This is a genomic window from Micromonospora sp. NPDC049282, from assembly GCF_043197045.1.
GTDB lineage: Bacteria > Actinomycetota > Actinomycetes > Mycobacteriales > Micromonosporaceae > Micromonospora.
In genome coordinates, this window is record NZ_JBICSL010000001.1 from 608,270 (window position 1) to 626,946 (window position 18,677).

Genomic DNA, 18,677 nt, shown 5'->3' on the forward strand with positions numbered 1-18,677 from the left:
GCCCCTCCTTACACGTCAGCGGCGGCCGTGGCGGGCGCGGAGGTAGTCGGAGACGACGTACTCGCCCAGGTCGTTCAGGTCGGGGGTGAACATCCGGCCCCTCGACCGCCGGGCCACCGCGTCCACGAAACGGCGCAGCCCCGGGTCGTCGCCGAGCATGAACAGGTTGAGCGTCGCACCGTAGCGGGTCAACCGATCCACCTCCCGGATCGTCGCCTCGATCGTCTCCGGCAGCGGTGGCCAGTTGAAGTACGCCTCGCCGTCCCCCGGGTCCAGGTGGGCGGTGGGCTCGCCGTCGGTGACCACGAGCACCACCGGTTCGGCGCCGGGGTGGCGGCGCAGGTGCCGGCCGGCCAGCCGCAACGCGTGCTGGAGGTTGGTGCCCTGCTGCATGTCCGGCTCCGCCGCCGCCAGCTCCTGCTGGGTCAGCGGCATCGCCTCCCGCCCGAAGCCGATGATCTGCAGCGCGTCCTGCGGAAACCGGGTGGCCATCAGGTGCGACAGGGCCAGCGCGGTCTGCTTCATCGGACCCCAACGCCCCTGCGAGATCATCGAGTACGACAGGTCGACGCAGAGCACCACCGCCGCCGACGCCCGCCGCTCGGTCTCCACCACCTCGAAGTCCTCGGCCGCGAGCTGCACCGGCACTCCGGGGCCGGCCCGGCGCACCGCGCGGGTGAGCGTACGCACCACGTCCAGCGGCTGCTCGTCGCCGTACTCCCATTGGCGTGAGCTGCCGCTCACCTCGCCGGCCGCGCCGGCCGTGCGCAGGTCGTGCTGGCCGCGCGGGCCGGCGGTCAGGTCGGCGAAGACCCGCCGCAGCGCGGTGCCGGCGAGCCGGCGCAGCGCCTTCGGGCTGAGTGTCAGCCCGTCCGCGTCCCGGCTCACCCAGCCCTGGCGGCGCAGCTCGCGTTCCAGGTCGCGCAGGCGGCGTACCTCGTCGGCGGCGTCGCGGCCCAGGGTCCGGGCCACCGTGTCGACGTCGACGTCGTCCAGGGTGGCGCCGGCCTGGTCCTGGTCGAGGGAGTCCAGCAGCTCGTCGAGTTCGGCGATCTCGTCGAGCGCGCCGGCCGCCTCCCCGTAGCCGAGCGGCTGGTCGCCGCGCACCCGCTCGCCCCGCTGCCAGTTCAGGTCGGGGCGCAGCGACCGCAGGTGGTCGTCGAGCTGGGACAGCTCCCCGGCGAGCCGGTCGCCGAGCGACTGGCGCATCAGCCCGGCCAGCTCCTCGCGTTGCCGGTCCGACAACGACCGCATCAGCCGCTCCCCGGCCGCCGCCCGGCGGGCCAGCACGTCGATCAGCTCCTCGACGTCCCGGGGCTGTTCCGGGAAGAACCGGCCGTGCCGGCGCATGAACTCGGCGAAGGCGTCGGTGGTGTCCTCCGATCGGGCGTGCCGGGCGAGCAGATCGTTGAGGTCACGCATCATCTCGGCGAGTTGCCGCTGTGCCTCCGGGTCGGCGGCGGCGCGCGCCGCGTCCCGCAGCCCGGCGAAGCGCTGCTCCAGCACCTCGCCGCGCAGCCCGTCCAGGATCCGTTGGTAGGTCCGGCGCGCCTCGGCGCTGGCCCAGTCGTACCCCTCCAGCTCCGACACCGCCCGGGCGGTGGACCGGGGCAGGTTGTCCAGCACCGCCTCGGCGAACCGGGCGTCGTCGCCGTCGCGCCCACGCAGCTCGTCCCGTTCCGCGGCGAGCGCCTGGTCGAGCAGCGCACGGGCCCGGGTCACCGCGCCGTCGAGGTCGCCCCGGCGCAGCGCCTCCCGGCGCATCCGGCGCGCCCGGGCGGCCAGGTCGGCCAGGCCGCCGCGCCCGTCGGGCCCGCGCCGCAGCAGGTCCCGCAGCGCCTCCCGCAGGCTGCCGCCGCTGAGCACCTCCGCGCCGACCGCGTCCACCGCGGCCCGCACGTCGTACGGCGGGGCGAGCGGATCGGGTCCGCCGCGCCACTGCCCGTATCGGAACCGGTTGCCGGCCACGGTCAGCCCCGGCCGCCGTACACGGTGCGCCCGGACTCGGTGACGTCCTTGCCAAGCCGGCGGGTCAGGTGCAGCCCTTCGAGGACGAACTCGATGCCGGCGGCGGCCTCCTCCGGGCTGGGCGCGTCGCCGAGGCCGAGCCGGTCGAGCACCTTGGCCAACCCCGGCACGGTGCCGACCTGGCGCAGCAACTCCGCCGAGGAGACCAGCTCACCGGTCTCCACCACGGCGCCCTCGGCGACCAACGCGGTGAAGCCGGACAGGTCCAGCCCGGCCAGCCGGGCCCGGAACGTCTCGGCGGTGGCGGTCCGCAGCAGGTGCCCGAGGACCTCGATCTCGCGCCCCTCCTCGCCGCTCTCGAACTCCACCTTCCCGCGCAGCGTGGACGTCACCGACGCCGCGTCGCCGACCCGCGCGACCGCCGCCTCGACGGAGCCGGAGCCGGCGGCGGCGAGCAGGCCGGAGCGGCGCAGCGCGGCGGCGGCGACGGTCTCCGCGGCGGCGATGGCGAACCGGGCGGACACCCCGGAGCGCGGGTCCACCGACGGCGACTCGCGCACCTCGCGGGCGAACCGGGCGAGCACCTCCAGCACGTGCTCCGGCACTCCTGCGACCAGCTCGGCCTCCTGCCGGATCAGCGCCAGCTCCAGCTCCAGGTCGAGCGGGTAGTGGGTGCGGATCTCGGCGCCGAAGCGGTCCTTCAACGGAGTGATGATCCGGCCCCGGTTGGTGTAGTCCTCCGGGTTGGCGCTGGCCACCAGCAGCAGGTCCAGCGGCAGCCGCAGCTGGTAGCCGCGGACCTGGATGTCGCGCTCCTCCAGCACGTTGAGCAGCGCCACCTGGATCCGCTCGGCCAGGTCGGGCAGCTCGTTGACGGCGAACACGCCCCGGTTGGTGCGAGGCACCAGCCCGAAGTGGATGGTCTCCGGGTCGCCGAGGGTGCGCCCCTGGGCGAGCCGCACCGGGTCGACGTCGCCGATCAGGTCGCCGACGCTGGTGTCCGGCGTGGCGAGCTTCTCGCCGTAGCGCATCGACCGGTGCAGCCAGCCGATCGGCAGGTCGTCGCCGGCCGAGTCGACGAGCGCGCGCGACGCCGGGGTGAGCGGGTGCATCGGGTGCTCGTTGAGCACCGAGCCGGGGATCACCGGCGTCCACTCGTCGAGCAGCCCGCCCAGCGAGCGGATCAGCCGGGTCTTGCCCTGCCCGCGCTCGCCGAGCAGCACCATGTCGTGGCCGGCGAGCAGCGCCCGCTCGACCTCGGGCAGCACCGTGTCCTCGTAACCGACGATGCCGGGGAAGCGCTCCTCGCCGGCGCGCATCCGGACGAGGAGGTTGTCGCGGAGCTCCTGCTTGACCGTGCGGTAGTGATGGCCGGTCGCACGCAGCGCGCCGAGCGTGCCGGGCAGCTCGGCGGGCGGGACCGGGGAAACCTGGGTGTGAACGCTCACCCGCCCACGCTAGCTCAGTTTTTCCGCACCGCCCGGTGGTCGGTCCCGCCCCGTGACCGGGACCGACCACCGGGGGCGGTCAATGCCCGCAGCGCCGGCAGGCGCCGCGGCGGCGGAGCAGGTAGGCGTACGTGGCCGCGCCGAGCGCGACACCCCAGAGCGGCCAGAGCAGCATCGGCAGCGTGGTCAGGCTGAACCCGCCGGTCAGCTCCCAGAACCGGGGGGCGGTGACCAGCCCCAGGGAACCCGCGGTGACCGAGAGCGCGACGAGCGTGGCGGGCGCCACGGCGAGTGACACCGGCACCCGGCGGCCGGCCAGGCCGACCAGCCACCGGGGGAACCGCTCGCCCCAGGGGCGGACCAGTCCGAGCGTGAGCACCGCCCCGGCCACCGCGAACGCGCCCAGTCCGGCGCTCGCCCAGACCAGGCCGGTGTCCCGCATCTCATCGAGGAAGTCGCGGGAGATGCCGAGCGGGATGCCGACGGCCCAGGCGAGCCGGGTGAGCCCGTACAGGGTGGGGATGACGGCGGCGGTCCAGGCCGCCCAGCGGCCCCAGCGGGCCGCGGCGGCCGGGGTGGTCCAGCCCCGGTCCGCGTCGGCGCGGCCGCAGGCGGAACAGGCCCCGGCGGTACGGCGTTGCCAGCCGAGCACCGCCAGCGCGAGCAGCACCCCGCCGGCCATCGCGGCGGTCTTGCACAGCAGCGTCCAGGTGAACACGTCGGCGTAGTCGACCGGCGGCCAGCCGAACGGCGCTCCGACGAGCAGGATCGGCGCGTAGCCCAGGGTGATCAGCACCCGGGTGTCCGGCACCACCACGGCCAGCACGAACGCGACCGTCCAGCCGTAGCCGAGCAGCAGCGCGCGCAACGGCCGGGACGTACGGGCGGCCGGACCGGCCATGGCCAGCGCGACGACCGCGGCGGTGAGCAGCAGCGCCGCGAACAGTGCCGGCCCGACCGACTCCGGCACCAGCCGGAGCAGGTTGACCTGCCGGTCCCGGTCGTGGGCGCCGAACGGGTAGCCGGCGCCGGTCACGGTGGAGATCAGGGCGAGCACGCCCCAGAGCGCGAGCCAGCCGGCGGCGAGTGGCGCGGTCCGGGACCGGTGACGGGTCGGCGTGAGCGGTGTGGCGGTCATGCTTCGAGCCTCGGCTCCGGACGGCCCGGAACCCTCCCGTGGCGGGGTGAGCCGCCTCCCCCGGCCGGGGGACTCAGCCGGTCGGCACCACGAACCCCGACTCGTACGCGGCGATCACCGCCTGGGTGCGGTCCCGCACGCCGAGCTTGGCCAGCACGTTCCCGACGTGTGTCTTGACCGTCTCCACGCCGACCACCAGCCGGGCCGCGATCTCCGGGTTGGACAGTCCGGCCGCCATCAGCCGCAGCACCTCGCCCTCCCGTTCGGTGAGCCGGGCCGCGTCCAGCCGGTCCCCGCCGCGCCGCCCGTACGCGCCGACGAGCTGCCGGATGGCGGCCGGGAAGAGCAGCGACTCGCCGGCCGCCACCACCCGGATCGCCTCCACCACCTCGCCCGGGCGGGCCCGTTTGAGCAGGAAACCGCTCGCCCCGGCGCGCAGCGCCTCGTAGACGTACTCGTCGTTGGCGAACGTGGTGACCACCAGCACGCGCGGCGGGTCGGCGGAGGTGGCGACCAGCCGGCGGGTGGCCTGGATGCCGTCGATGGCCGGCATCCGCACGTCCATCAGCACCACCCGGGGGCGCAGCTTGGCCACCAGCGGCGGCACCTCCGCGCCGTCCGCCGCCTCGCCGACGACGCGCAGGTCCGGCTGGGCGTCGACGATCGCCCGCAGGCCGACCCGGATCAGCTCGTCGTCGTCGACGATCAGCACGTCGATGGTCACCCGCTCTCCTCCCTCGGCGCCGGCAGGGTGGCGCGGACCCGCCACCGTTCCCCGTCCGGGCCGGCGTCGAGCCGCCCGCCGAGCAGCAGCACCCGTTCCCGCATGCCGTCCAGCCCGCGCCCGCCGCCGGTCGCCCGGGCGCCGCCGCGCACGGTGTTCACCAGCTCGATCTCCAACCCTGCGGGGGGTACGGCGATCCGCAGCGTGACCGGCCCCCGGCCGTGTCGGGCCGCGTTGGTCAGCCCTTCCTGCACGATCCGGTAGCCCTCGCGGGACACCACCGCGGGCAGCGCGTCCAGCGGCCCGCCGACCCGGGACTCGACGACCAGCCCGGCGGCCCGGGCGGCGGCGACCAGAGCGTCCAGCCCGGCCAGCGTGGACTGCGGCGTGGTGGGCGCGGACCGCTGACCGGAGTCGGTCTCGCGGAGCAGCCCGAGCACCTGGTCGAGCTCGTCCATGGCCCGCCGGCTGGTCTCCTCGATGGCCCGCAACGCCCGCCGGCTGAACTCCGGGTCGGTGTCGAGCAGTTCCCGCGCGGCGCCGGCCTGCAGCGTCGCCACGGTCAGCGCGTGCCCCACCGAGTCGTGCAGCTCCCGGGCCAGCCGGTTGCGTTCGGCCAGCCGCACGGCGCGGGCCTCCAGCGCGGCGATCCGCTCGGCCTGTGCCGGACCGAGCAGCACCGGCGCCATCGAGGCGGCGAGCGCGCCCAGCCCGGCCACCGCGTAGCCGAGCGCGACCAGCACGGCCACCCCGGCCAGGCCGGCGGGCACCGGGCGGGCCGGGTCGAACGGGCCGAACCGTTCGTCCGACACCGCGCCGACGTCCACCCCGGCCAGTCCGGCGACGAAGACCAGCGCCATCGGGAAGGCGCTGATCGCGGCGAACAGCACGGCCGCGCCGGTGCCCAGGTGCATGGCGATCCAGAGCGCGGACCGCAGCCGGGTCTCCCGGTCGGGGCGGTGGCCCGGCAGCGGCTCCGGCAGGTCGACCGCGAGCAGCGCCCGGGCGGCGGCGATCTCCAACGCCCGGCTGCCGGCCAGGAACACCGGCACCACGGCCAGCCCGACGCCGACCAGCAGCAGCCCGAAACCGAGCGGGCGCGGCACCTCGGTGCTGGTCAGCAGCTGTGCGAACGCCACCACCAGCAGCACGTACGGCAGCGCGAGCACGCCGCCGAGGAGCAGGAACACGGCACGCCGCCAGGTGCTGCCGCGCACCAGCGGCGCGAACACCGCCCGGACCGTCATCCGGTCATTGTCCCGCCGCCGTCCGCCGCGCGACTCCCCCGCGCCGGGGAGTTCCGGTCCTCAGCGGTGGTCCCGCACGTACCGCTGCGGGTCCTTGTCGCGGAACTCCAGGTCCCGGCCGTTCTTGTGCTCGCCGTAGAAGGTGAGCCAGCGGGCCCCCAGCTCGGCCCGCAGTGCCACGCTCGCGTGCCGGCGGAAGTCGGGCAGCGCCTCGTCCTCCTCCTCGGCCAGGTGCTCGCTGTTCTCCTTGCGGGCCGTGCCCACCGCCGCCCACCAGGCGTCCGAGCCGACCTCGTGCAGCTTGGCCTCGGCGATCGCGTCGCGGATCTTGTTGTGGTCGCCGATCGCGTCGGCGGTCTCGTCCTCGCCGTCGTCGCCGTGCTTCACCAGGTGCGGATAGAGGATGGCCTCCTCCGCCTCGGCGTGGATGTCCAGGTGCAGGGCGAGCGCCTCCCAGACGGCCAGCATCTCGGCCGGGTCGCGGGCGTCGTCGAGCCGGGCGAAGCCGCGCCGGAAGGCGGCGTGGTCGTCCAGGATCAGTGCGGTGATGTCGTCCATGCGGTCACTTCCCCAGTCGGGCGCGGATCATCCGAGGCACCGCGGCCAGGCCGGTGACCGGCCGGAACGCGTGCGCGGCGGCGACCAGCGCGGCGTGCTCGTCGTCGGCCAGGTCGATCTCGGCGGCGGCCGCGTTGCGTTCCATCTGCTCCACCCCGGACGCGCCGGGGATGGCCACCACGTTCGGGTGCCGCAGCACGTAGGCGAGCGCGATCTGGCTGGGCGTGGCGTCGTGCGCGTCGGCCACCTCGCGCAGGGTGGCGATCAGCTCGGTGCCGCGGGCCAGGTTCTCCGGCAGGAAGTACGGGTTGGCCCGGCGTACCGCCCCGGCCGGCGGGTTCGCGGCGTCGTAGCGGCCGGAGAGGAACCCCTGCGCCAGCGGGCTGTACGCGATGACGATCCGGCCGGCCTGTTCCGCGTACGGGATCAGGTCCTCCTCCGGGCCGCGGTCGATCATGCTGTAGCGGACCTGGTTGCTCAGCACCCGGCGGCCCAGCGCGGCCTCGGCGAACCGCCACCGGCGCAGGTCGTAGTTGCTGACCCCCACCTCGCCGACCAGCCCGACGTCCTGCAGCGAGCGCATGCCCCGCATGGTGGTGGTGTCGGCGACCACCGGGTTGGCCTGGTGCACCTGGTAGAGGTCGATGCCGTCGACGCCGAGCCGGGCCGCGGAGGCGACCGCCCGCTGCTGCACCACCGGGGCGACCGGGAGCAGCGGGAAGACCTTGCTCGCCACCACCACCTTCGCCCGGTCGTCGCCGAGCGCCGCGCCGAGGATCCGTTCGCTGCGGCCGAAGCCGTACAGCTCGGCGGTGTCGAAGAGGGTGACCCCGAGGTCGAGCGCCCGCCGCACGATCTCGGCCGCCCGGCGCTCGTAGTCGGGGCCGTAGCCCCACTCACGGGAGCCGAACTGCCACGTGCCGAGGCCGATCTTCGAGATGGGCTTGGGGGTGTCGAGCCGCACGAAACGCATGACGCCGACGCTACCCGCGCCGGTGGCCACGCACGCCTGTTCGCCGGTCGCGGCAGAATGATCGGGTGACCTACCTCGCCAGCGACGACCGTTACCACGACATGCACTACCGGCGCAGCGGCCGCAGCGGGCTCCGGCTGCCCGCCATCTCCCTCGGCCTGTGGCACAACTTCGGGCCGGACCGGCCCTTCGAACGGCAGCGCGACATCGTCCGCCGCGCCTTCGACCTCGGCATCACCCACTTCGACCTGGCCAACAACTACGGCCCGCCGCCGGGCGCGGCGGAGGAGGCGTTCGGCCGGCTGCTCGCCGGCGACCTGAAGCCGTACCGGGACGAGCTGGTGGTGTCCAGCAAGGCCGGCTACCTGATGTGGCCCGGCCCGTACGGCGAGTGGGGTTCCCGGAAGTACCTGATCTCGTCGCTGGACCAGTCGCTGCGCCGGATGGGCCTCGACCACGTCGACATCTTCTACTCGCACCGGTTCGACCCGGACACCCCGCTCGAGGAGACGATGGGCGCACTGGACACCATCGTCCGCTCGGGTCGGGCGCTCTACGTCGGCATCTCCAACTACGACTCGGAGCAGACGCTCCGGGCCGCCGAGATCCTCCGTGACCTGGGCACACCGCTGCTGATCAACCAGCCGTCGTACTCGATGCTGAACCGCTGGACCGAGTCCGACGGGCTGCTGGACACGCTGGCGCGGGTCGGCGCCGGCTGCATCGCCTTCAGCCCGCTGGCCCAGGGGCTGCTCACCGACCGCTACCTGGGCGGCATCCCGGCCGACTCGCGCGTGCGCACCAGCGCCTTCCTCAACGAGAGCGACCTGGACGAGGCGACGATGGCGACCATCCGCGCGCTCGCCGAGGTGGCCCGGCGGCGGGGCCAGACGCTGGCCCAGCTCGCCCTGGTATGGGCGCTGCGGGACCCGCGGATGACCAGCCTGATCATCGGCGCGAGCAGCGTCGCCCAGTTGGAGGGCAACGTCGCCGCGCTGGACGGTCTGGACCTGGCCGGCGAGGACCTGGCCGAGATCGACCAGATCCTCGCCGGGGCGCGGTGACGCGCCCGGTGGTGGTCAGCGGAAGACGGTACCGGCGCCGGCGTCCCGGACCGCGCTCACCCGGTTCGGGGCGAACGTGTTGCCCGGCCCGACGATCGTCGCGTCGCAGCCCTCGGTGATGTAGAGCCCGTAGCGTTGCGTCTTGAGGGTCTGGTCGTCGACGGCCACGTCCCCGCTGATCAGCGTGTCGGCACAGGTCACCCCGGTGGCGGTGGTGACCCGGATGCCGTCCCGGTTCGGCGTGACGTTCGCGCTGTTGGTGATGTGGTTGTCGACGACCCGGTTGTCGGTGCCGCCGTTCACGTTGACGCCGTCCTGCCCGGCCTGGTCGATCACGTTGCCGCTGATGACGTTGTGGTCGGCGGTCTTGTTCGGCTGGTCGGCGGTGGACGAGGCGCGGTTGACCTGGATGCCGTGCCCGCCCACGTCGGTGATGGTGCAGCCGGTGACCGTGTCCCCGCTGGTCGCCAGCAGTTCGACGCCGTCGCTCTGGGCGCCGCTGATGACGCAGTCCCGCACGACGTTGCCCATCGAGACCCAGCTCTGGTTCTTGCCGTCGAACACGATGCCCCGCCCCCGGGAGGCGGTCACCCGCACCCGCTCCACGACCATGTTGTTGCCGTCGTCGAAGTCGAGCGCGTCGCTGGTGCTCCGGAACGCCCCCTCGGCCGAGACCGCGAGGTCCCGGACGATCACGCCGTCCCAACCCTTGGTGTTGAACGGCTCGGTGTCCCCGGCGCTCGAGTTGTCGTTGCGGATCAGCGTGTCGTACATGCCTGCCCCCAGGAAGGTCACCCGGCGGATGCCCGCCAGCTTCATGTATTCCGCGCCGAAGTCGAACGTGCCGGCGCCGAACCGGACCGTGCCGCCGCCGAGCCGGTTCAACTCGACCACGGCGCTCTCCAGAACGGTCTTGAGGCTGCCGGTGTAGGCCTCGCCGGTGACGTCGGAGGCCGCCCGGTAGGTCACCGCGTCGACCCTGGTCACCACGTACGGCGACGGGTTGGGCGGTGACGGCGTGATCAGTTGCGGCTTGTTGACGCCGTCCCGGCTGGTCACCCGGAGGCCGGTGTCGTTGGTGGTGGTGAGCGCCAGGGTCACCGGCCCGTTCCCGGTCACCAGTGCCGAGATGTTCACCGACACCCAGGTGTCCGCGCCGACCGGACCGCTGCGGAACGTCGGCCCGCCGACCGGTGGAGCGTTGGCGTCGGTGATGGTGTTCTCGTCCCAGGTGTTGTCGGTGACCGGCTGGATGTCCACCCCGGTGCTGCTGGCGGTCTCGACGTAGAGACGCAGCACCGCCGTGGGGTCCGAGTCGACGCCGGTGACGTCGAAACGCAGGTAGGCGACCTGCCGGGGTACGGCGTCGACGCGGAGCGAGGTGGCCCGCCCCGCGTTGGCCGTCGGGCGGGAGGCGTCCACCCAGGCGTCGGCCACCGGGTTGAGCGTGACGGCGTCGGTGGCCCGGGCGACCGCCGCCGCGGTGGTGGCGTGCGGCTGCGGCTGACTGCCGTGCGCCGCCGTGGGCGGGGTGACGGCGGCGCCGGCCAGGACGAGCATCGGCGCCACGAGACGGAGCAGGGATCGGGATCGAGTTGTCATTGCTCCTCCAGGACTGTGTGGAGGGTGGCCCGGGTCGGCCGCGACGTCGGTGGTGGGTCGCCCGGTCAGTGATTGGTCGGCGCCTCCTCGGACCGCGCGGCGCCACGTTGGGTCGGCGGCGTGGCGGCGGTTCGCCCACGCCGTCGACGGCGGTACATCCAGAGCGGCACCAGGACCACCGCGCCGATCGCCAGGATCAGCGCGGCCCAGGTGGGCAGGCCCCAGTCGTCACCGTCGGCGCTGCTGTCCAGCTGCGCGTCGGGGTGCGGGGCGACACCGAGCAGGTCGGCCAGCACCTCCAGGTATCTGCTGCCCCACTGTTCGCTCGGTTCCACGTAGGTGTTCTCGGTGAACTCGTTCCAGCTGATGATGCCGAGGGCATCGGGCTGGGAGAGCCGGGCGGCCGCGAACGACGCGCGCAGCGTCTCACCGTCCCGGCGGGGCACCTCCCTTCTCCCGCCGATCTGGCGGGCGTCGAAGCCGGGCGAGACCGGGGCGATCCACAGTCCGCCCCGTAGGTGGACCGCCCGGGACATCGCGGTGAGCTTGTCCCGGCTGCGGTCGGCGAGCGGGTCGGCCGACGACCAGTAGTACGCCTGCCCGTCGAGGACCGACTGGCCGTTCACCACCGAGACGCTCTTGGCGGTGCCGAGGACCTGCAGCTTCCGCTGCGCCTGGCGGACGGTGTCCGCGACCTCGGTGGCGGAGTACCTGTCGCTGCCGTTCCAGATCACCACCGGTCGGCCGAAGATGTCGAAGACGGGGTCGGCGGCGTAGCGGTCGGCGAACACGGCCAGGTCGGTCCGGACCGTGGCCAGCGGCAGCGGCTTACGGCTGAAGTCGATGCCCTGGTAGACGATGCCGAGCCGGAAGCTCTCGGCGCGGGCGACCTCGACCAGTTCGGCCAGTCGTTCGTCGAGCTGCTCGGTGTGTTTCCAGGAGACCAGGAAGCCGGTGATGCCGGCCGCCTTGGCCATCCGGACGTGCCGCCGCATGATCTCCTCGTCGTCGCTCGAGTAGCGGCCGAGCACCGGGTAGTCGCTCTTCGCCCGGTTCCACGAGGTGGGGTTGAACCAGATGTAGTAGTAGGCGAGCACCGGTACCGACGGCGGCGGCGACGCCGGGGCCGCCGTGGTCGGCGGGGCGGGCGCGGCCCGCGCCGGGCCCGCCGGCAGGCTCGCCGCGGCGGCCGTCAGCAGCACCAGCACCAGCCCGGCGGCGGCGCTCGGCCGCCAGCGGCGCCGACCGGCCCGCCGAGTGATGGAGCGCAGCGCCCGGAACGGGCGGCGCAGGTGCGGGCGGCCCAGCAGGACCAGCCCGACGGCCACCCCGAGCACACCCACCACGACCAGGCTCAGGTCGATGACGCTGATCACGGTGAGCATCACCTCCTGGTCGCGGCTGATGGTCACCGGTCGGCCGAAGGAGAGCCCGCCGCCCCGCACGGTCAGCGTGTAGGTGCCCCGGGGCAGGTCGGGGACCAGGACGGTGCCGTCCGGGCCGAACCGCAGCCGCTGCACCCGCCCGTCGGCCCGGGTGAGTTGGATCCCGGTGCCGGCCCGCCGGGGGAAGAACATGTCCGAGGCGGTGAACGACACCTTGAAGAAGAGCAGTTGCACCACCCAGCTCTGGCGGTCCCAGGGCACGAACTTCTGGCCGGCCCGGTTGACCACCGAGGTGCCGTCCACCATCACGGCGTCCACCACGTAGTAGAGGCGCTTCGAGGTGAGTCCGCGCGGTCCCTGCTGGGTGCGGCTCTCGGCGAGCCAGAGCGGCTTCGTCAACTGGTCGCCGGCCAGCTCGATGATCTCCCCGGTGTTGCTGCGCAGCCGCATCGAGGTCACCCGCTCCACCGGCACCGGCGACTCGAAGCGGTCGATGTAGCGCCAGCCGATCCGACGGATGGTGCGCAGGCCCACCTCGACGATCCGGTCGCGGACGCCGTGGTCGACGCTGCCCCGGAAACGGTCGAGCACCACCTTGCGGTCGGCGCTCACCGACGCCGAGCCGACCTTCAGCCGCTCGTCGAGGCCGATGAAGTTGCGGACCTTGATGTTCACCCGTCCCTTCGCGTCCGAGCGGCCGGTGTTGCCGTCCACCGCCACCGGAACGCCGCGGATCGGCGGCACCATCTGCAGGTGCAGCGTGCCGGGCAGGGCGGAGCGGGGTGCGGCCGTGACCGCGGCCGGGGTGAGCAGCACGCCCACGAGCACCAGGAGCAGCGGCAGCAGCAGCCGGCGGGCGGCGGTCACCTGACCCGCCGCCGTCCACGGACGGCCGCCGCGCCGACCAGCGCGGCGACGAGGATCAGCACGGTGGCGTACGAGCCGTAGACCGGGCGGGGGTCGGTCCGCTTCAGCGAGACCGGGGTACGTTCGGCGCTGAGCAGGACGCCGGGGCGGGGTGGCGCGTCGAAGTCGAACGCGTCGAGGAACGTGTTCGCCCTGGCGTCCCGGCTGGCGAGCGGTTTCAGTCGCCAGTTGACCTCGATGAACTTCAGCACCGAGGTGAAGTCGAGCGTGGTGGAGTCGACCCGGCCCCGGCGGGCGTACGGGCTGACCAGCAGCGCCGGCACCCGGAAGCCGTAGCCGTACTGGTCGACCTTCGGTGGCTCGACGTGGTCGTACCAGCCGCCCCAGTCGTCGTACGACCAGATGAAGGCCGACGAGGACCACTGGGGGGATCGCATGAGCTGCGTCAGCAGCGCCCGGACGAGGTTCTGCCCGGCGCCGATGTTGCCCGGCGGGTGCTCGCTGTTGCCGGCCGGCGCGATGAAGGAGACCGCGGGCAGGTCGCCCTTGGCCGCGTCGGCGTAGTACTCGTCGAGGTCGACGATCTTGGAAAACAGGCGCGGGTCGTCGACGTAGCGGGCGTACCCCAGCAGCGGCACCCAGATGACCTGCGCGCCCCGGTCGATGTCCTCCTCCTCGACCCGGGACCGGAACGTGATGGTCGGATCGTAGTTCTGCACGTAGAACTTCCAACTGATCCCGGCCGCCTCCAGGCGGTCGAAGATGGTCGGGATGTCCCCCCACCCGGTCGCCGGGATGGTCTCCGACCTGCCGGCCGCGCCAGGACCACCGGTGACCCGGTACATGTGGTTGCGGATGCTGCCGGAGTGCGACGAGCTGAAGAAGCGGTCGAAGAGCACGTACTCGTCGGCCAGGTTCCAGTAGTACGGCAGGTCCCGGTCGTCGTAGTAGGCCATCGCCATCCGGCCGTCCTTGCCCGCCTTGCTCACCCCCTCCACGAAGCCGTTCATCCGGCCGCCGTTGTACTGCTGGGCGAACGCGTCCGCGGAGTGGTCGAGGTCGATCGCCCCCAGCTTGCCGATGTGGAACGGCTTGACGCAGGGCTCGGGCAGGTCCGACCGGATCGGCATGCACACGTCCTTCGGTATCCCGTCCACGCCGGGCCGGGTCCCGAAGTAGTTGTCGAACGTGTGGTTCTCCTGCATGAGGAAGACCAGGTTCTCGATCGGCGTGGTGGGCCCGGCCGGCGACTTCGCCGGGGGCGCGGCCGAGGCGGCGGCCGGCGCCGCCGTCACCAGGGTCAGCAGTACGACGGCGGCCGACAGCCGTCCCACCAGAGTCCGACGGGTCATGGACGCACCTCATAGATGATGATCACGGGAACGGGGACGTCACGGCCCGAGGCGTCGACGCCGCCGACGTACTCCGTGTGCACGACGCGGCCGTGGTAGCGCCGGACGAGGGTGTTCAACCGGTCGGCGAAGAACGCGGAGCGCCGCGCGGAGAACGAGTCCCAGACGATGTAGTGCAGGTTGTTGTTGCGCAGCCACCCGTCCGGGTTGTTCAACGCCACGTAGGAGGGGTTGCGGTGCAACGGGTTCGGGCTGACCGACAAGCCGTAGCTCTGCCGCTGCCCGTAGTAGCGGATGATGTTCGACATGGACGGGCCGAGGGTGAGGATCACCGAACCGTCGGGGGTGTGGTCGGTCAGCCACCGCCCGGCCTCCCGACCGCCGGGCACCCCGCCGGAGCCGGCCAGGAAGTGCGCTCCGCCCTGCTGACTGACCGCCCGCCAGCAGGGCACCAGCAGGCTCAGCGCGACCGTGGCGACGGCTGCCAGCCGGACCACCCGGGTGACCCGGGCCCGGGGCGCCGACCGGAGGCGGCGCAGCGTGGCGAGCCGGGCCGGCACCGGCAGGACGGCCAGCGCCCGGGCGGCGAGCACCGCCAGCGGCACCACCACCGGCAGCAGGTACTGGAAACCCTTGACCGGCCAGAGCTGGAAGAAGACCACCGGGACGGCGATCCAGGACAGCAGCAGCGTCTCGCGCCAGCTCCACCGCCGGCGGGCCCACCACAGGCCGCCGAACGCGGTGAGCAGCACCAGCAGCCCGACCGCCGAGGGCACGTTCTCCAGGTAGAACGACATCGGGTGGTTGGGCCGCCGGAAGAGCTGCCAGACGAGGTAGTTGCGCCCGGTCTCGGTGCGGCCGGCCAGCGCCTGCGAGATCGGATGGGTGGCGAACACCAGCGCCAGCACCGGCAGGGCGAGCAGCGTGGCCCGCACCGGCCGGCGTACGTCTGGGGTGAGCGCCAGGAACGCGTAGATGCTGCCGGCCAGCACGACGCTTGTCTCCTTGGCCAGCATGGTGACCCCGAGCATGGCGGCGGTGGCCACGTACCAGGTCGTGTCCCGCTGCTGGACGAACCGGACCATGCAGTAGAGCGTCACCGTCGCCAGCAGCACCATCGGCCCGTCGAGCAGCACCTGACGGGTCACCACCACGTGGTACGGCATCACGGCCAGCAGCAGCGCCGCGACGAGCCCCACCCGCCGGTTGTAGAGCCGCACGCCGAGCGGATACACCGCGAGCACGGTCAGCACCCCGAGGACGACGACGACCAACCGCCCGGCCACGTCCACCTCGCCGACCCGGAAGAACGGCGAGAGCAGCGTCTGGACGAGCATCGGATGGGCGCGGAAGACCGGGAAGTACTCGGTGTAGCGGGGGTTGCCGGCGAGCGACGCGGCCTGCCCGGCGTACACCGCCTCGTCGCTGTTGAAGCCGAACGCGTCGATCTGCCAGGTCCGGACGAACAGCGCCAGCACGGCCACGCCGGTCAGCGGGCCGGCCACCCGCCACCGCGACCGTCGCCAGGACGGCGGCCAGGACGGCGCGGATCCCGGCCACCGTCTGCGCCCCTCCCGCCGCTCACCGCCCCGGCGCTGTTCGGGCAGCGTGTCGGTGACCGGATGGAGCACGCTCACGCCGGCCCTCCCGCCGACGTCAGGTCGCCGCTCCAGCGCGGCCATGCCTGCGCCGGCACCACCGGGGCACGCCGTTCGGCCCGCTCCTCGCGCAGCAGCCGGGGGATGTCGTCGGCCCAGCCGAACGTGTCCGAGACGATGACCCGGCTGCGCACGTGCGACAGGAAGCCGGCGAGGATCTCCCGCTCCCGGACCCGGAGCTGGGCGTACCCGTGGCCGTCGATCGTGATGGAGGGCGCGAGGTACCGGAACGGCGGGAAGCCGTACGCGTCGTCGGTGTTCTCGATCATCCGCTCGAGCGTGTCGGCGGCGCCCAGGTCGGTGATGTCGGGTTTGCCGCGCTCGATGACGAAGAGTTCCTCCACCCGGGTGGTGGTGCCGATCCGGCAGGGCACCAGGCGGTCGACGCTGTACTTGGGCGGCGGGATCAGCAGCTGGGTGAGGGCGTTGATCCCCATGATCGGCAGGTTGAACCGGCTGAGCGTCAACGCCAGGGACCGGCCGCCCTTGGAGTGCAGGCGGCTCTGCAGTTGCAGCCGTCGCCACTCGGCGGGGGTCAGGTCCTGCGCCTGCACCGCGCGCAGCGTGTGCGCGCTGATGGTGAGCGGCTTGGGGAAGCAGGTGGCCACCCCGTCCGGCCGGACGATCGTCATGTCGTCGGAGAGGAAGAGACCGCCGTGGTCGCGGAGCAGCCGCAGCACGGTGGCGGTCTTGCCGGTGTCGGTCAGCGCCGAGAGCATCACCCCGACGCCGTCGAGCGTGACGCAGGCGGAGTGCAGCAGCATGTGCCCCCGGGCCACCATGACGAAGCGGAGCAGCGCCTCGATGATGTTCGTGTAGACCACGTGCGGCGACCGGGCCAGCAGCGGTCCGACCTGGATCTCGATCGGTGGCCCGAGCTGGATGCGGAAGTTGGCGCCCAACCGGCCGAGCTGTTCCTCGTAGCGCAGCACCGACTGGTCGGCGTACTGGGTCATGGCCGCGCGACGCTGCGGCCCGCGACCGCCGACGTCGCTCACCCGCACCGCGATGTCCACGTCGGAGTCGGCCACCCACTGCGCCCGGAAGAACTCCAGCTCCGGCAGCATGATCTGCGAACCGATGGTCACCACGCCGGCGACGTCGTAGCGGTACTTCAGGTACTGGTAGCGCTTGCGCGACGGCGTGCTGGGCGCCTCGGAGGCGCCGGCGACCAGCAGCCGCACCGGGTCGCGCCGGGCCTTGTCGACGGCGGTGTAGATGACCCGGTCGTTGACCAGGAACCGGACCAGGAAGAGCGCCACCAGGGTGACCCCGTTGGCGACCAGCACCCCGACACCCGTCCAGACCAGCGCCTGGAGCACGGGTAGCCGCAGCAGCAGCAACGCGTTGTTGAGCAGGAAGAACCGGGCCGCCCGGGCGGCGAACGAGCCGTGCCGGTTCCGCCGGTAGATCAGGCTGTCGACAAGCAGGAAGTTCCACGTGGTGGACACCTGGGTGGCCAGCGTCGCGCCGACCAGATGGTGCATCCGGGCGGGTTCGTAGCAGAACCAGAGCGCGGCGGTGTTCACCACCAGGCCGGAGAGTCCGACCATGCCGAACGCGACCATCCGGCCCAGTTCCCGCAGGCGCTCCACCCGGGTACGCGGACTGCGGCGGATCTGCCCGACGAGGCGGCGGCCCCGCAACCTGGCCAGGTGCCGCAGGAACGTCATCCCCTCCCGCACCGACGCCTTCGACCGGCCACCGTGTCGCGGCGCCATGTCGTACGCCACCTCGGCGACCCGGGCGCCGGGATGCCGTACCAGCAACTCCAGCAGCACCTTGAAGCCCAGCGGGTTCATCCGGTCCAGGCGCACCGCGGACCGGCGGAACGCGAACAGCCCGCTCATCGGGTCGCTCACCGTCGCCAGCCGGCGCGGGAACATGCCCTTCACCAGCCGGGTCACCCAGGACGAGGTGGCCACCCGGAGGACCCCGTCGAGCCCGCCCGAGGAGCCGTTCCCGGCGTACCGGGTGCCGATGACGACGTCGACGTCGTGCCGCATGGCGATCCGCGCGAGCGTCGCCGCCGCCTCCGGCGGGTGCTGGAGGTCGGCGTCCATCACCAGCACCCACTCGCCCCGGGCATGTGCCGCGCCGGCCAGCACCGCGCCGCCGAGACCGCCGGAGCGGGCGTACGGCGGCCGGTGCAGCAGCCGTACGGTGATGGCCGCCTCCGCGGCGACCTGGGTGAGCACCCCCGGCGTGCCGTCGTCGCTGTCGTCCGCCACGAGGAGTTCGGCGTCGAGTGACGCCAGCAGCGGGCCGAGCCGCGCCAGCAGAAGCGGAATGTTCGCTGCCTCGTTGCGGGTCGGCACGATGACGGTCAGTCGGGGCGGGCGGCCCTCGTCCGCCCCGCGCAGCTCTCGGAGTCGCTCGTCCGGCTCGGCACGCCGGTCCCGGACTCCTGGTCCGACTCTGTCCATGACAACCCCCACGGTCGGCATGAGCGGCGTACACCGCTTCATCGAAAGTCACTGATTGGAACCGTCCGCCGACATGGCACCCTCGGCCCGGAGCGCAGGCAGGGGCGATCAGCCCCGACATGGGGTGGCGGCTCGGATACGCAGAGAGTACGCAGGGTTAACAGTGCGCTTCCAGGGCCTGAAAAGTCAGGACGTCGACATATCCAATAAGCGAAGTGGATCGCCATGATTCACACATAGATGACCTGCCGTGCCAGGTCAGAGGCA

Annotated in this window: 13 protein-coding genes; 1 reads left to right on the top strand and 12 read right to left on the bottom strand. The window is 73.0% G+C overall.

The features are described 5' to 3' along the window. Positions 1-15: 15 nt before the first annotated feature. From ACGFI2_RS02825 to ACGFI2_RS02855, 7 genes are all read right to left on the bottom strand, one after another. Positions 16-1,968, bottom strand: coding sequence for a VWA domain-containing protein (locus ACGFI2_RS02825; RefSeq protein ID WP_393509546.1), 1,953 nt, complete (start codon positions 1,966-1,968; stop codon positions 16-18). Positions 1,969-1,970: 2 nt separating this feature from the next. After that, complete coding sequence (locus ACGFI2_RS02830) at positions 1,971-3,416, bottom strand: magnesium chelatase (RefSeq protein WP_393509549.1); 1,446 nt, start codon at positions 3,414-3,416, stop codon at positions 1,971-1,973. 79 nt (positions 3,417-3,495) lie between these two features. After that, a complete protein-coding gene (locus ACGFI2_RS02835; RefSeq protein ID WP_393509552.1) occupies positions 3,496-4,554 on the bottom strand; it encodes a hypothetical protein in 1,059 nt (352 codons plus the stop codon). Between the two features lie 73 nt (positions 4,555-4,627). Further along, entirely contained in the window at positions 4,628-5,278 is a 651-nt protein-coding gene (locus ACGFI2_RS02840) for a response regulator (RefSeq protein ID WP_393509555.1), read from the bottom strand. Continuing rightward, complete coding sequence (locus ACGFI2_RS02845) at positions 5,275-6,525, bottom strand: sensor histidine kinase (protein ID WP_393509558.1); 1,251 nt, start codon at positions 6,523-6,525, stop codon at positions 5,275-5,277. Before ACGFI2_RS02845 ends, ACGFI2_RS02840 begins: the two co-directional genes overlap by 4 nt. A 60-nt stretch (positions 6,526-6,585) precedes the next feature. Further along, complete coding sequence (locus tag ACGFI2_RS02850) at positions 6,586-7,083, bottom strand: hemerythrin domain-containing protein (protein ID WP_393509561.1); 498 nt, start codon at positions 7,081-7,083, stop codon at positions 6,586-6,588. Positions 7,084-7,087: 4 nt separating this feature from the next. Next, positions 7,088-8,056: an aldo/keto reductase gene (locus ACGFI2_RS02855; RefSeq protein WP_393509564.1), complete on the bottom strand. Its 969-nt coding sequence runs from the start codon at positions 8,054-8,056 to the stop codon at positions 7,088-7,090. A 65-nt stretch (positions 8,057-8,121) separates the two neighbouring features. On the opposite strand from ACGFI2_RS02855, the gene mgrA reads away from it, so the two are divergent. Further along, positions 8,122-9,120, top strand: coding sequence for an L-glyceraldehyde 3-phosphate reductase (mgrA, locus tag ACGFI2_RS02860; protein WP_393509567.1), 999 nt, complete (start codon positions 8,122-8,124; stop codon positions 9,118-9,120). Between the two features lie 15 nt (positions 9,121-9,135). Here the strand turns inward: mgrA and ACGFI2_RS02865 are convergent, their stop codons facing one another. The 5 genes from ACGFI2_RS02865 to ACGFI2_RS02885 form a co-directional block, all read right to left on the bottom strand. Then, on the bottom strand, positions 9,136-10,722 hold the full coding sequence (locus ACGFI2_RS02865) for a DNRLRE domain-containing protein (protein ID WP_393509569.1): 1,587 nt from the start codon (positions 10,720-10,722) through the stop codon (positions 9,136-9,138). Positions 10,723-10,787: 65 nt separating this feature from the next. After that, positions 10,788-12,974 carry a hypothetical protein gene (locus ACGFI2_RS02870; RefSeq protein ID WP_393509572.1) on the bottom strand — a complete coding sequence of 729 codons (2,187 nt, stop codon included), beginning with the start codon at positions 12,972-12,974 and terminating at the stop codon, positions 10,788-10,790. Beyond that, positions 12,971-14,326: an alkaline phosphatase family protein gene (locus tag ACGFI2_RS02875; RefSeq protein ID WP_393509575.1), complete on the bottom strand. Its 1,356-nt coding sequence runs from the start codon at positions 14,324-14,326 to the stop codon at positions 12,971-12,973. Before ACGFI2_RS02875 ends, ACGFI2_RS02870 begins: the two co-directional genes overlap by 4 nt. Continuing rightward, positions 14,323-15,963, bottom strand: coding sequence for a glycosyltransferase family 39 protein (locus ACGFI2_RS02880; protein ID WP_393509578.1), 1,641 nt, complete (start codon positions 15,961-15,963; stop codon positions 14,323-14,325). Before ACGFI2_RS02880 ends, ACGFI2_RS02875 begins: the two co-directional genes overlap by 4 nt. Continuing rightward, on the bottom strand, positions 15,960-18,410 hold the full coding sequence (locus ACGFI2_RS02885) for a glycosyltransferase (protein ID WP_393509580.1): 2,451 nt from the start codon (positions 18,408-18,410) through the stop codon (positions 15,960-15,962). Before ACGFI2_RS02885 ends, ACGFI2_RS02880 begins: the two co-directional genes overlap by 4 nt. Positions 18,411-18,677: the final 267 nt, after the last annotated feature.

Bases quoted from the DNA above. Each gene is read 5' to 3' on its own strand.
- ACGFI2_RS02845 (WP_393509558.1), bottom strand. From the start codon at position 6,525: ATGACGGTCCGGGCGGTGTTCGCGCCGCTGGTGCGCGGCAGCACCTGG.
- ACGFI2_RS02885 (WP_393509580.1), bottom strand. From the start codon at position 18,410: ATGGACAGAGTCGGACCAGGAGTCCGGGACCGGCGTGCCGAGCCGGAC.
- ACGFI2_RS02875 (WP_393509575.1), bottom strand. From the start codon at position 14,326: ATGACCCGTCGGACTCTGGTGGGACGGCTGTCGGCCGCCGTCGTACTG.
- ACGFI2_RS02855 (WP_393509564.1), bottom strand. From the start codon at position 8,056: ATGCGTTTCGTGCGGCTCGACACCCCCAAGCCCATCTCGAAGATCGGC.
- ACGFI2_RS02835 (WP_393509552.1), bottom strand. From the start codon at position 4,554: ATGACCGCCACACCGCTCACGCCGACCCGTCACCGGTCCCGGACCGCG.
- ACGFI2_RS02850 (WP_393509561.1), bottom strand. From the start codon at position 7,083: ATGGACGACATCACCGCACTGATCCTGGACGACCACGCCGCCTTCCGG.
- ACGFI2_RS02865 (WP_393509569.1), bottom strand. From the start codon at position 10,722: ATGACAACTCGATCCCGATCCCTGCTCCGTCTCGTGGCGCCGATGCTC.